Source organism: Soonwooa sp. T0.1_25 (genome assembly GCF_057652215.1).
This window is the reverse complement of the sequence record NZ_JBYFBZ010000001.1, coordinates 200,072-213,113: the sequence shown is the minus strand read 5'-3', so window position 1 is coordinate 213,113 and position 13,042 is coordinate 200,072. Positions and strand designations below refer to the sequence as shown.

Here is a 13,042-nt window from a genome sequence, read left to right as displayed (position 1 = left end):
TTTATAATTTATAAACCCGAGGTTTCGAATGAGCTTCGGGCTTTTTATCCTCACGTATCGCTGTAAAGATATGATCTAGACCATTAAGTTTAACTTCATAAATCGTTGCTAACTGCGAACCTAATTTGTTTTGAGGAAAACCTTTGCGATTGAACCATTCTAGATAGGAAATCGGAAGGTCAATAATCCATTGGTCTTTATATTTCCCATACGGCATTTTTACTTTGCAAAGTTCTTGCAGAATTTCGGGCGTCATTTTATATAATTAAATCTACTTTTTGTTCGAGTTGGTCATTGTCGGGTAAGACAATATCTTTAGGAGTTTCGTCATCGTCGTCTGAAAATTCATTACGATATACCTGAATTAATAAAACCGTCACAGACACCAAAATTGGCCCAAATATTAAACCTAAAAAACCAAAAATGTTCATCCCTGCGATAATTCCGAAAACGGTATTCAACGGGTGGATGTTTTCTAGTTTTTTTAATAATGTAAATCGAAGTAGATTGTCTGTTAAGCCAACTACAATCAAACAATAAGCAGCTAATCCTAGCCCTGGACCTGTTTGGCCTTCAGCAATCATAAAAATACAAACCGGAACATAGACAAGCGCAGCTCCAACTATTGGGATCATACTTGCAACAAACGTCAATGCAAATAAAAGAACCGGACTCGGCGCTCCAAAAATAAAATAACCGACTAAGCCAACAATACCTTGTCCAAGTGCAACTACAGGAATTCCGATTGCATTTGCGATTACCATTTTTCGGATTTTTTCACCTAATAAATTAATGTTTGCTTTTTTGAAAGGTGCTGCATTTGTAAGTAATTTCTCAAACTTACGAGGATCAACCAGCATAAAATACAAGATAAAATACATCGAAAATATAATCGTGAATGTATTAAAAGTTGTGCTAAGAGCCGATGTCGAAAACTTGCCTGCTGCAGCTTTTAGTTTGTCAAGATTTTCTTTGCTAAGAATATCAACATGTATTTGCGCATAGACATAATCATGCACTTTATCGATAAATGCATTGAATTTTCCCATATAAGCTTGGGCATTTCCCAACTTCTCAATGAGCATATCTACGATCCAATACACTGGTAGAATAAGAATTAGCAGCGTTGCAATTATTATAACTGTGGCAGCTAAAGATGGTTTCCAATTTTTAACTTCGAGAAGATACAAAAGATATTTTCGCGAGATGATATATAAAGTTAAAGCGCCTAGCAAAGAAGGTATAAATAAGGCGAGATTGTAGCAAATGAGCCCAACCAATATGACAATCAGTAAGATAAGGGCAATTTGTTTAATAACGTTTCCGCTAATTTGTTTTTCAGAGTTAGGCACTTTAATTGTTTTTCTTTAATTAAGAATTGTAAGTAATTTGTTTTGGAAGTCCAACAAATGCAATATATAATGAATAAGCAGCAGTTAGATAAAATGGCGCTGTTGCCAAAAGTCCAATACCACAAAGGATAATACCAGCAAAACTAATAATCGCTGATAACACCGCAACACCTAAAAAGGTACCATAATTTTCTTTAGCGATGTTAAAAGCCTTTGTTATTGCATCAATTGCACTCGCTTTTTCGAAAATCAAAATTGGATAACCAATAAAAAATAATGGCATTAATAATAAACCAGGAATTAAACAAGCAGAGAATCCAATCGTTAAAATAATACCTGTAATTAAACTATAAACAATAATGTTAATTAAATTCTCTTTGTAAGCATAAAACAAATCTGAGAAAGAAACTTGTTGTTTTGTATTTACTTTATGAGAAATATAAATTAATCCCAAAAATAGTGGAGACAATAAAAGTCCAAATAAAGACGAAATTGCATAATAAGTTTTAAGTCCTGGGATTGCTAAATAGTCAATCTGACCACCACTAATCATAGCTTCTTCATAAATTGCTTGAGAGTTAAATCCAGAAATGGCTTGGATTATAAAAGAAATAATAAGGTAAAGAATCATCGTTACAATTGCGTAAAGCACTACACCTTTGTACGTCTCAAAAGCATGAGAAATAATGTCGCCCGTGTTCTTAGCTGGGACTTTTGCTTGCGAATCAAATTCGTTAAATGTTTCCATATTTTATTTTTTGTTGTTCCAAATTACAATTTTTTCTAAAGATTTAGATTAATTATATAAAAATTTTAATTTTTCACAGTAAAAATCTGTCGAAAACACGAATAAATGATAGCATTCCAAAACGGAAACGTCAATAATATTCCAAATCCAAACATCAAAATACCAGAATATGAAAACAAAATCGCAACAATTGTACAAATGAAAATAATGAAGAAGTTGGCACGAATCGCCTGAAAGCTCTTCCCAATTGCCTGAAAACTATTAATGTTTGTAAAAAACATCAGCGGACTAACAAAAAAAGTAACTAAAACCCAAACCAACAGAAAAGGCGCAAAAATAGAACATAGGTAATATACGCAACCCCAAAAAATTCCATAGGTGAAATATTTGAAAAAACTAACGCCTTGGTAACCCGCCAACAGATCGTTCAGACCAGGATTTTCGCCCATCTCCTTCATGGCATAGACTTTAAACATCCCAATATTAAGAGGGAAAACCAAAGCTTTTATCAAAACAATAACATACACAAAATTCGAATATTCTGGTGTCACCGCAAGTTCTCGAAGTTTTGCCATGAAAGCATCTGGATCCGACTGCATCAAAGGGGCAAAGTCTTCGACCTTTTTATTAATTCCGAAATAATTAAACGCAAAAGATGCCAAAACTAAAAGTATCGCAAAATAAAAAATGCTAAAACTTATCTGGAACTTCATCGTATTGCTCCACAAAGCAAAAGCACGAGAAAGTACAATATTGATTTCAGAATTGTTGGGAGTATTCTCCATATTGATTTATATTTGAGCTGCAAAAATAAAGCTTCAAAGCCTAATAAAAGAATGTTACAAGAAATTGATTTTGATTTCGCAGCTATTGACAAACTTTCTTTGTCAAAAATTCCGTTTGTGTTTTTTATTGATTTTCTAAAAGAAAAAATGATTCTTTTAACAGAAAGTGAACTTAAAAATTCGAATATTAAAATAGAATTTCCAAATATACAAAGTGTTAGTAAAGAAGGATTTAATAATAAAAAATTCAATCTTAGCTTTAATGCTGAATCTTTAGAATCTTACCGAAAAGGTTTTGATTTAGTTCAAGAAAATTTGAAGAAAGGCAACTCATATTTAGTAAATTATACGAGAAAAACGCCGATCGAAATTAATTATACTTTAGAAGAAGTTTTTGCACATTCTAAAGCGAAATATAAAGCTTGCATTCCGAATAAATTTGTGTTTTTTTCTCCCGAAACTTTTATTGAAATAAAAGACAATCAGATTGTTACACATCCAATGAAGGGTACAATAGATGCCGATATTCCTAATGCAAAAGAACTTCTGAAAGCCAACATTAAAGAAAAGGCTGAACATTATACCGTTGTAGATTTGCTGCGAAATGATCTAAGTATGGTCGCAAATAATGTTAAAGTTGATGAATTTCAACGGATTGATTATATCCAAACACAACAAAAAAATCTTTTTGCAATGAGTTCGGAAATTTCAGGAACATTAAAACCTAAATTTCAGAATAAAATCGGTAGCATTCTTAATCTTCTTTTGCCAGCTGGCTCCATTCTTGGCGCACCAAAAAAGAAAACTTTAGAAATAATTTTGGAAGCCGAAAATTATGATCGAGGTTTTTATTCTGGCATTTCTGGATTTTTTGATGGTGAAAATTTAGATTCTTGCGTCATCATTCGTTTTATTGAAAAAGAAGGCGACAAGTTTGTTTTTAAAAGTGGCGGCGGCATTACGCATCAAAGCCAGTTACTCGACGAATACGAAGAAATGAAAAATAAAATCTATGCTCCAATTTATTGAAAGTATCAAAGTTGAAGATCAAAAAATCTTCCTTGCAGAATTGCATCAACAACGAATGATTGAGACTTTTTCGCACTTCGAAAAAGATTGTCGAATCGATATTTTAAAAGTTTTTAAAAATTTGAATCATGACGAAGATGGCTTGTACAAATTCCGTTTAGTTTACGATTTAGAAAATAATTTTAAAACCCAAATGTTACCTTATTCTATCTCAGAAATTGAAGATTTCGAATTAGTTACTGATGATAATCTAAACTATCAATTTAAGTATATTGATAGAAAAAACTTAGATCTTTTAAAACAAAAATCGCACGCTAACGAAGTCATCATTCTACAAAACGGAAATGTAACTGATACCAGTTTTAGCAATTTGCTTTTCTTAAAAGATAAAACTTGGTACACGCCCGAAACTTATTTGTTAAATGGTGTACAAAGACAACATCTTTTAAAACAGAGACAAATAAAGTCAACAGCAATTTCGGTTGATAATATTTTGGAATTCTCTCATTTGCAAATCATTAATGCATTGAATGATTTTGATGAAAATTTCGTTTATCCTATTTCAAGAATTAAAAATCTACCTTCCAAAATTTTGGATATAGACGATTTATAAAGTTTGTGTTAAATTTTCAAAATAAGCTTTTAACTTATCTTCGTTATGATGTCCTTTTGTCATCACTTCAAGGATTTTTGGCTTTTGACCAGGTTTAAAGAAAGACTCAATCACTCGATCTAGACTCAATTCGTCTTCCGCTTTTATGTAATCGAAACCGAAATGTTTTACTAAAAGTTCGGCACTTTTGTGATGTTGTGTGGCAATTAACTCATCGACCGCGTTGGTATCACTCGGTCCCGGAATAATTCTGAAAATGTTGCCTTCACCATTATTAAAAATCACAATTCGCGCAAACGGCGGAATGTATTGGTTCCAAAGTCCGTTGATGTCGTAGAAAAAGCTAATATCTCCAGTTATCAAAAGTGTTGGCTCATCAGTCATCATCGCAAATCCCATCGCAGTTGAGGTGCAACCATCGATGCCGCTTGTCCCGCGATTACAATAACAATCATATTTATTAAAATCAAAAAGTTGAGCATAACGAATAGCCGAACTGTTTGAAAAATGGACTTTATAATTGGCAGGAATAACGTCCGAAAGCATGTTAAACAAGTAAAAATCTGAATAGCCAATTTTTGGAAGTGTAGCATCGTGACGCGCATCGGCTTTATCTCTCAAAACATCCCACAAATTGTAATATGGCGATGGTTCTAGATTGATATTATTCAACAATTTAGAGAAAAACACTTCTGGCTTTGCTTCAATATTTCGGTCTAAAACAAAGTAAGTGTCTGGTTGCCAGTTCTCATCAACATGCCAATGATGTTTTGGTTTTGCTTCACGTAAAAATTTCTTAACCTTCTTAGAAACAACATTTTGACCAACTGTAATCAACAAATCTGGAGCATATGTTTTGAAATCTTCTTCATTAAAATTAAAAATATATCGATCAATATGTGAGAAGAATTTTTCGTTATTTAAGTTCGAAGTTACTTCAGTTAAAACCACAACACTGTGATTTTTAACTAATTGTGACAATTGCATTTGCAATTCAGGATTTGGATCTTGACTACCAACTAAAATTAAAATTCTCTTTGACGTATTCCATTCTGCAGTCAAATTTGGTGCAAAATCAAATTTCTTTTTTTGAATCGTCGACTCAACACTTGGTAAAACAGGAAGTTCGTTCACTAGATTATAAAGAGGTTCACTTAGAGGAACATTGATGTGTACAGGTCCACTTTTTTCAAAACATAATTCGACTGCTTTTTTCACAGTATCAAGATTATAATCATAAGAACCTTCCTCTTTATCTTCTTTTAACTGAAAATCTCCGTAAGAATGTTGTTGATAAAGATGATTCTGGCGAATCGTTTGTCCATCAAAAATATCAACATAATCTGCTGGTCGATCTGCTGTTAAAATCAACAACGGAATGTTTTGATAAAATGCCTCAACAATCGCAGGGTAATAATTAGTCGCTGCCGATCCACTGGTACACGTTAATGCAACAGGTTTTTTAAGAGCTTTAGCCATTCCCATTCCGACAAAAGCTGCTGAGCGCTCATCCACAATACTATAACATTGCATCTCGTCCAGTTCGGAAAAATGAATTGCCAAAGGCGCGTTTCTAGAACCTGGTGATACAACAATTTTATCGATGCCATATTGTTGTAGAACATGTGCCAAAATCTGTACGCTTCGTATTGAGGAATATTGTTTCATTAGATATAATCTTAAGTTTGGCAAAATTAGTCAAAAAACATGGCATTTTTAGTAGCGATATTTTTCAAAAATGCATAACAACAAGTTAAAAAGCTTAAAAATATTGCAAAGATCTAATCCAATTAACATTAGAACAATTTAAAATAAACTAATATTTAAGAATCTAAAACACTTAATTATGAGGATTTTAACACGATGTTTAGTTATTTTTTATTAAAAAATTATGCGCTCCATAAATTCTTGGTCTTATTTTTGATTAGGACTTAAATAGAAGAAACAATATGAAGAAATTGATGCTAGCAGCTTTAGGTTGCTTTATGATGACAACAGCTTCGGCTCAAGCTTGGAACGGAAAAGGCGATCAAAAGGTACAAGCAGGTCTTAATATTTATGGAAGTGAAGGTCTAGGTCTTAAAGGTAGTTATGATTATGGTATCGCAGATGCCATTTCTGTAGGAGCAGGATTAGGTCTCTATTTTGGAAAAAACGATTCTAAATCTGACTTTTCAATACATGGACGTTTCAATTATCACTTGCATGATTTACTCAATTTAGATAACAATTTGGACATTTATCCAGGTGTAACTCTAGGCGTTTTGGGCGATACTTTTGATTTTGGGGCACATGTCGGTGTTAGATACTTCTTCACAGAGAAAATTGGAGGTTTTGTAGAATTAGGAAACCGTGGCGGCTTGGGAGTCGTAGTTAATTTATAAAAAATCAGAATAAGAAATATTACACAAACTATTAAAATTTACAATAATGAAAAACTTAGTTAAATCAATCGCTTTATTAGGTGCAGTAGCACTAGGGAGTCAATTTGCAAATGCGCAGTCTTATAGAGACGCATTAGGTCTTGCAGTAGATTTAGGAGATGGTCCAACATTATTTGGTCCTCAATATAAGCACTCTTTCGATGGAAGAAATGCAGGTAACGTACAAGTATTGTTCGGAGATAACACAACTGTATTAGGTGCAGATTATACCTACAATCAAAAATTCAGTGGTGCTGGTGGCCTTGGATGGTACATCGGTGTTGGTCCACAAGTTACATTTTGGAAAGCTGGAGGATATAGCGACACTTCATTTGCTATTAGACCACAATTAGGTTTAGAATACAAAATCCCATCTGCTCCGTTAGCAATGAGCTTTGACTGGAAGCCTTGGTGGAATCTTTCTAACGATTCTAACTTCGAAGCTGGTCGCTTTACTTTAGGATTCAAATATGTTTTAAAATAAGCAATTATTTATAAAAATAAGTTAAAAAAGGTCTTATCTTGTGGATAAGGCCTTTTTCTTGATAAGAATCTAAGTCAATTGCTTACCTTTGCGTAATTTAATTTTAAACAAAATAAATGGCACCAGAACAGTTATTTCAATTTATACTGAGTATTTCTATCCTTGTTATTCTACATGAGCTTGGGCACTTTATCCCAGCTAAACTTTTTAAAACTAAAGTAGAGAAGTTTTATCTATTCTTTGATCCCTGGTTTTCAATCGCTAAAAAGAAAATCGGCGAAACCGAGTACGGTATTGGTTGGTTGCCTTTTGGTGGTTATGTAAAAATCGCGGGTATGGTTGACGAAAGTATGGACACGGATCAACTTAAGAAACCAGCAGAACCATGGGAATTCCGTAGTAAACCAGCTTGGCAACGCCTTATCATTATGATGGGCGGGGTTACGGTTAACTTCTTTTTGGCTTGGATAATCTATTCTTGTCTTTCTTATTTTAAAGGTGAAAAATATTACGACAATTCAAAATTTGAAGCGGGAATCGCAGTCACTTCAGAAGGCTCAAAAATGGGTCTTAAAACAGGTGATAAAATTTTGAAAATAGATGGTAAACCTGCCGAGCGTATGCAGACTGCTATTATGAATATGCTTTTTGCTAATAACGTAACTGTATTGCGTGATGGTAAGGAGGTGACTTTCCCTGTTAATGAGGACGGTGTTGCAGAAGTCTTGAAAGCGAATGAAGCAAAATTGTATTTCAGTAACCGTTTTCCAGCAGTTGTAGATAGCATTGCACCTAATCTTCCTGCAGCGGCAATGGGACTGAAAAAGGGTGACAAAATTATTGAGATTAATAATCAACCAACACAATACTACGATCAAGTTACTACAGCTTTATTAAAAAATGCTGGAAAACCAATTTCAGTAAAAGTTGATCGAAATAACCAAGTTGAAACTTTACAAACAACTTTGGATAAAGATGGTAAATTAGGTTTCGGTATTAATGGGGCTTTAGCGCAAAAAGAGCTTGACAAAACACAAGTTGTTAAAAGCTACACTTTCCTAGAGTCTATCCCAAGAGGTTTCGAAAGAACCATCGATGTATTGGTAATGCAGGTTAAGCAGTTCAAAATTATTTTTAACAGCAAAACTGAAGGCTATAAAAAAGTATCTGGACCAATTGGTATCATCAAGCAAATGCCAGAGACTATTAATTGGGAGTTTTTCTGGAGCTTTACAGCGATGTTCTCTGTTTGGCTGGCATTCCTTAACCTCATACCGATTCCGGGCTTAGATGGTGGTCATGTTATTTTCACGTTGTGGGAAATGATTACAGGTAAGCCTGTACCGCAAAAAGTCTTAGAAAATGCTCAAATGATTGGTGTTATTTTCTTACTTGGATTAATGGTGTTAATCTTTGGAAATGACATCGTTAAGTGGATAACAGGGAAGTTCTAAAAAAATATTTTCAAAAAAAGTTCAAAATAAATTTGGTGCGAATATAAAATCTATATATATTTGCACCACTTTAAACGAAGGACATTCCTCCTTAGCTCAGTTGGTTAGAGCATCTGACTGTTAATCAGAGGGTCGCTGGTTCGAGCCCAGCAGGAGGAGCTTTTTTACAAAACACTTACTTTAATTAGTAGGTGTTTTTTTTGTACATTAAAGTTAGTTGAAAAAATTTTCAATCCAAGTTTTAGTTCACTGGAGAGGCTTAGTCAGTTGGTTAGAGTCCCGAAACTTCGGGATTAATCAGAGGGTCGCTGGTTCGAGCCCAGCAGGAGGAGCTTTTTTACAAAACACTTACTTTAATTAGTAGGTGTTTTTTTTGTACATTAAAGTTAGTTGAAAAAATTTTCAATCCAGGTTTTAGTTCACTGGAGAGGCTTAGTCAGTTGGTTAGAGTCCCGAAACTTCGGGATTAATCAGAGGGTCGCTGGTTCGAGCACAGCAGGAGGAGCTTTTTTACATAACACTTACTTTAATTAGTAGGTGTTTTTTTTGTACATTAAAGTTAGTTGAAAAAATTTTCAATCCAGGTTTTAGTTCACTGGAGAGGCTTACTCAGTTGGTTAGAGTCCCGAAACTTCGGGATTAATCAGAGGGTCGCTGGTTCGAGCCCAGCAGGAGGAGCTAAAAGACTTATAGAAATGTAAGTCTTTTTTGTTTTAAAATTCCTGTTGGAATCAAAATCAAACCCAGTTATCTAAATTTTTTTTAATTCAGAATCAAACAGATAAGAAATTTTTGAACTTTTTTCTTTATTAAAGCATGATAGGCTTGATTTGAAACAAATTAATTTTTATATTTGCACCACTTCAAACGAAGGACATTCCTCCTTAGCTCAGTTGGTTAGAGCATCTGACTGTTAATCAGAGGGTCGCTGGTTCGAGCCCAGCAGGAGGAGCTTTTTATAAAACACTTACTTTAATTAGTAGGTGTTTTTTTTGTACATTTAATTATGTATTTTATTTACATTCTTTACTCGGAAACTGCAAATCTTTATTATGTTGGATATACTTCTAACATAGAATTAAGATTGCAACAACATAACGAGCAAAACAGCTTTAATACGTTTACATCCAAACATCGACCTTGGAAGCTTGCTGCACTTTTTTCTTGCGGAGATCAAGAAAAAGAAGCTATCTCCATTGAGCGATTTATTAAAAAACAGCATAGTAGAAAAATTATAGAAATGCTCGTCGATCCAGATTTTACCCTACTGGGGAGGCTTAGTCAGTTGGTTAGAGTCCCGAAACTTCGGGATTAATCAGAGGGTCGCTGGTTCGAGCCCAGCAGGAGGAGCTAAAAGACTTACAGAAATGTGAGTCTTTTTTGTTTAAATAGAAAAGGAATTTCACCAATGAAATTCCCTTTTTAATTTTAAGTTTTTGAAAGCTTAGCAACCAGTTCCTCCCTTAAATTCTGCTGAGCCTGTTGCTTTTGCTTTTTTATTGGTAACTTTTATTATTCCGTGGGCTTGCGCCGTGTCACTGTCAATACTTACTTCTCCTATAATGGCATCAATTATTACTTGGTAATTGTCGTCTTCTAATTTAATAGTGAATTTATTTTCGTCATCATTTTCTCCGGAACTAGATTCTTTTGTATAAAATTCAATTTGTTTTCCATCAATGTTTAAAAAGTTAAGCCAACCTTTTTCATCAGGCGCACCAGTTTGCATAAAAATTAAATCTTTATATTCTTTTTCTTTCCGATAATATTCGGTAATACAACCTATTCCGATTTTGTCATCTGGCACCGTAATCGTTCCAATTTTGATATTCTTAACACTAGGAATAGAATCAGATTGTTCAATTTTATTTTGAGACTTATTTTCCTCTTTTTGACAAGATAAACTTCCTAGACTAAAAACGGCTAAGAAAAAGATGCTTTCTAATTTCATAAATTTTAGTTTAATCAAAATTAAATTCTATTATGAAAAAAGCGCTCAATGATGAGCGCTTTTTATTATTTTGAAGATTGTTCTAAGGCGTCTAAAGTTTCCTTCAGATAAAAATCTTTCTGTAAATTTTTAATCCAATTTTCGGACTTTTTCGCAAAAGCTTCGTCTTTCTTTTCTCTTGCAACTTCATCTGCATGCAAACTAATTTTGAGACCATTATTGTATTTATCCAAAGCTTTGAATTTTTCAATCTGCGCTTTACGTTCTTTCATCAAAGCCATATATTTAGCTTCGTTCAACGTAATTTTTTCTTCTTTAGATAAAGCTTCTCTCCATTTTGCAGACTCTACAAGCAGTTGATAATTCGTATTATTTTTAATTTTAGAATCTATTGATTGCTGCAAAGATGCTGTATTGATGTTATTAACTTTATTGAACTTTGCTGGTGCAATTTTATCCCAAGGCAAAGCAAATTGGTCATAACGCTCCCCTATTTCTGCATAAGTATACAAATCTTGCATCTTAACGTCGGATTCCACACCTTTTCTCTGTGTCGACTCACCCGTGACACGATAATATTTTTGAATTGTTAATTTAAGATCACCAAAGTCATCGCTGGTATTTAAAAATCTGTTTAGAGACACAAAAGTCTGCACAGTTCCTTTACCAAAAGATTGTGGAGAACCAACGATTGCAGCTCTTCCGTAATCCTGCATTGCTCCTGTCAAAATCTCAGATGCAGAAGCCGAAAGTTCGTTTTGCATAATAACAAGCGGACCTGTCCAAACTGGCGCATTGGTTTTGTTACTAAGAACATTTATTTTTCCGTTTCCGTCTTTAACCTGAACAACTGGACCAGCATTGATAAACAAGCCCATAATATCAACAACTTCTGTTAATGAACCGCCACCGTTATTTCTTAAATCTAAAACAACGCCATCAACTTTTTGAGCTTTTAGTTTTAAAAGTTCAGCTTTAACATCGTCTGAAGCGTTTCTTCCTTTACTATCCTCAAAATCTGCGTAAAAACCTGGTAGATAAACATAGCCTAATTTTTTCCCGTTTGGAGAGTTAATAATCGAACTTCTTGCGTAAGTGTCTTCAATCGCAACTTCTTCTCTTATTAAGGTAACATCTTTAACTGTACCATCGGTTTTCTCAACAGTTAAAGTGACTGGCGTTCCTTTCTCTCCGCGGATAAGTCGCACCGCTTCTTCTGTCAACATCCCAACGACGTTAACTGGATCTTCTTTGGGTTTTGATCTAACTTTAAGGATTTTGTCTCCTTTCGCTAATTGTTTAGACTTCCAAGCTGGTGCACCGATTGTTAAATCGCCTAAATATAAATATCCTTTTTTCTCTTGGATTAAAGCACCAATACCAATAATTTTCCCTGTGAAATTAGTATCGAAATCTTCTTTATCTTTTGGTGAAAAATAATTGGTGTGCGGATCAAACACTTCTGTATAAGCGTTCATATAAACTGTAAACCAATCGTTTTTCTTTCTCTTTTTGTAACGACGGAACATATCCGTAATCAAATCTTTAACCTCACCTTGCGCTTTGATTCTTTTTTGATCTGCAGAAAGAATTTCTAACTTAACAGTATCTTTTAGTTTATTAGCAATTAGTGAGTCTTTTCTTTTCTTAGCAGATTCTTCCTTGTTGTTCAAAGTTTCCATCTCGCGAAGAATATAATACTTAACATAACGCTTCCATTCTGCTTTTTGGTCAGCAATAGTAGTTGCATTTTTCTTAAGTTTTGGTTCAAGAATCATACTATCATCTTCATTAAGGTCGATTGGCTTGCTCAAGATATCTTGTGTCATTTTATCGATATCATCCAATCTTTGATAAAGACGATCTGTTGTCGCTTTATAAAAAGTCAAATCACCGTTGTTAAGGTAATCATCAAGCTTGGTTTTGTGTTTCGAAAACTCATCCATATCCGATTGTAAAAAAATCCTTTTGTCTGGATCTGCAGACTCAAAAAATTTATTATAAACTTCTGCTGAATAAGCATCATTAATAGGTTTTGGTGCATAATGCAAATACGAAAGTGTGTTCTTAACACTTACCATAATGGTTTGCATTTTTTCGTCGTCATTCTGTGGTGCGTTGAAACAAAACATCAGCGTCATAAGTGGCGCAAACATGAAGATTCTGTTCCATTTAAAATTCTTAAACATATAGATTACTTAAG

At 33.9% G+C, this 13,042-nt stretch carries 13 protein-coding genes and 2 tRNA genes; 8 read left to right on the top strand and 7 right to left on the bottom strand.

Features of this window, described 5'->3' with window-relative positions; genetic code table 11:
* Position 1 precedes the first annotated feature (1 nt).
* The 4 genes from AC23MB_RS01030 to AC23MB_RS01015 all read right to left on the bottom strand — a co-directional run bounded on the left by AC23MB_RS01030 (position 2) and on the right by AC23MB_RS01015 (position 2,885).
* Positions 2-256 carry a DUF3820 family protein gene (locus AC23MB_RS01030; protein WP_487786304.1) on the bottom strand — a complete coding sequence of 85 codons (255 nt, stop codon included), beginning with the start codon at positions 254-256 and terminating at the stop codon, positions 2-4.
* Between the two features lies 1 nt (position 257).
* Complete coding sequence (locus tag AC23MB_RS01025; RefSeq protein WP_487786303.1) at positions 258-1,352, bottom strand: AI-2E family transporter; 1,095 nt, start codon at positions 1,350-1,352, stop codon at positions 258-260.
* 19 nt (positions 1,353-1,371) lie between these two features.
* The gene (locus AC23MB_RS01020; RefSeq protein WP_487786302.1) at positions 1,372-2,100 is read right to left on the bottom strand and encodes a beta-carotene 15,15'-monooxygenase; all 729 of its coding nucleotides are present in this window, start codon (positions 2,098-2,100) and stop codon (positions 1,372-1,374) included.
* A 65-nt stretch (positions 2,101-2,165) separates the two neighbouring features.
* Positions 2,166-2,885: a hypothetical protein gene (locus tag AC23MB_RS01015; RefSeq protein WP_487786301.1), complete on the bottom strand. Its 720-nt coding sequence runs from the start codon at positions 2,883-2,885 to the stop codon at positions 2,166-2,168.
* A 51-nt stretch (positions 2,886-2,936) separates the two neighbouring features.
* Between AC23MB_RS01015 and AC23MB_RS01010 the strand changes: the two genes are divergently transcribed.
* A complete protein-coding gene (locus AC23MB_RS01010; protein WP_487786300.1) occupies positions 2,937-3,914 on the top strand; it encodes an aminodeoxychorismate synthase component I in 978 nt (325 codons plus the stop codon).
* Positions 3,898-4,527, top strand: a complete 630-nt coding sequence (locus tag AC23MB_RS01005; RefSeq protein ID WP_487786299.1) for an aminotransferase class IV — start codon at positions 3,898-3,900, stop codon at positions 4,525-4,527. Before AC23MB_RS01010 ends, AC23MB_RS01005 begins: the two co-directional genes overlap by 17 nt.
* Here AC23MB_RS01005 and menD read toward each other — a convergent pair.
* The gene (menD, locus tag AC23MB_RS01000) at positions 4,522-6,195 is read right to left on the bottom strand and encodes a 2-succinyl-5-enolpyruvyl-6-hydroxy-3-cyclohexene-1-carboxylic-acid synthase (RefSeq protein ID WP_487786298.1); all 1,674 of its coding nucleotides are present in this window, start codon (positions 6,193-6,195) and stop codon (positions 4,522-4,524) included. The two genes, AC23MB_RS01005 and menD, sit on opposite strands and share 6 nt — an antisense overlap.
* A 281-nt stretch (positions 6,196-6,476) precedes the next feature.
* Here menD and AC23MB_RS00995 point away from each other — a divergent pair, with 281 nt between their 5' ends.
* From AC23MB_RS00995 to AC23MB_RS00970, 6 genes are all read left to right on the top strand, one after another.
* Positions 6,477-6,911 (top strand): DUF6646 family protein, encoded by a 435-nt coding sequence (locus tag AC23MB_RS00995; RefSeq protein ID WP_487786297.1) that lies wholly within the window; start codon positions 6,477-6,479, stop codon positions 6,909-6,911.
* 46 nt (positions 6,912-6,957) lie between these two features.
* The gene (locus AC23MB_RS00990) at positions 6,958-7,434 is read left to right on the top strand and encodes a hypothetical protein (protein ID WP_487786296.1); all 477 of its coding nucleotides are present in this window, start codon (positions 6,958-6,960) and stop codon (positions 7,432-7,434) included.
* A 116-nt stretch (positions 7,435-7,550) separates the two neighbouring features.
* The gene (rseP, locus tag AC23MB_RS00985; protein WP_487786295.1) at positions 7,551-8,888 is read left to right on the top strand and encodes an RIP metalloprotease RseP; all 1,338 of its coding nucleotides are present in this window, start codon (positions 7,551-7,553) and stop codon (positions 8,886-8,888) included.
* 85 nt (positions 8,889-8,973) lie between these two features.
* Positions 8,974-9,047: transfer RNA gene (locus tag AC23MB_RS00980), tRNA-Asn, on the top strand.
* A 719-nt stretch (positions 9,048-9,766) separates the two neighbouring features.
* Positions 9,767-9,840 (top strand) — tRNA-Asn (locus AC23MB_RS00975).
* A 54-nt stretch (positions 9,841-9,894) separates the two neighbouring features.
* Positions 9,895-10,203 (top strand): GIY-YIG nuclease family protein, encoded by a 309-nt coding sequence (locus AC23MB_RS00970; protein WP_374331144.1) that lies wholly within the window; start codon positions 9,895-9,897, stop codon positions 10,201-10,203.
* 129 nt (positions 10,204-10,332) lie between these two features.
* On the opposite strand, the gene AC23MB_RS00965 is transcribed toward AC23MB_RS00970, so the two are convergent.
* Positions 10,333-10,839, bottom strand: a complete 507-nt coding sequence (locus AC23MB_RS00965; protein WP_313027553.1) for a hypothetical protein — start codon at positions 10,837-10,839, stop codon at positions 10,333-10,335.
* Positions 10,840-10,904: 65 nt separating this feature from the next.
* Positions 10,905-13,028, bottom strand: coding sequence for a carboxy terminal-processing peptidase (locus AC23MB_RS00960; protein ID WP_487786294.1), 2,124 nt, complete (start codon positions 13,026-13,028; stop codon positions 10,905-10,907).
* Positions 13,029-13,042 lie beyond the last annotated feature (14 nt).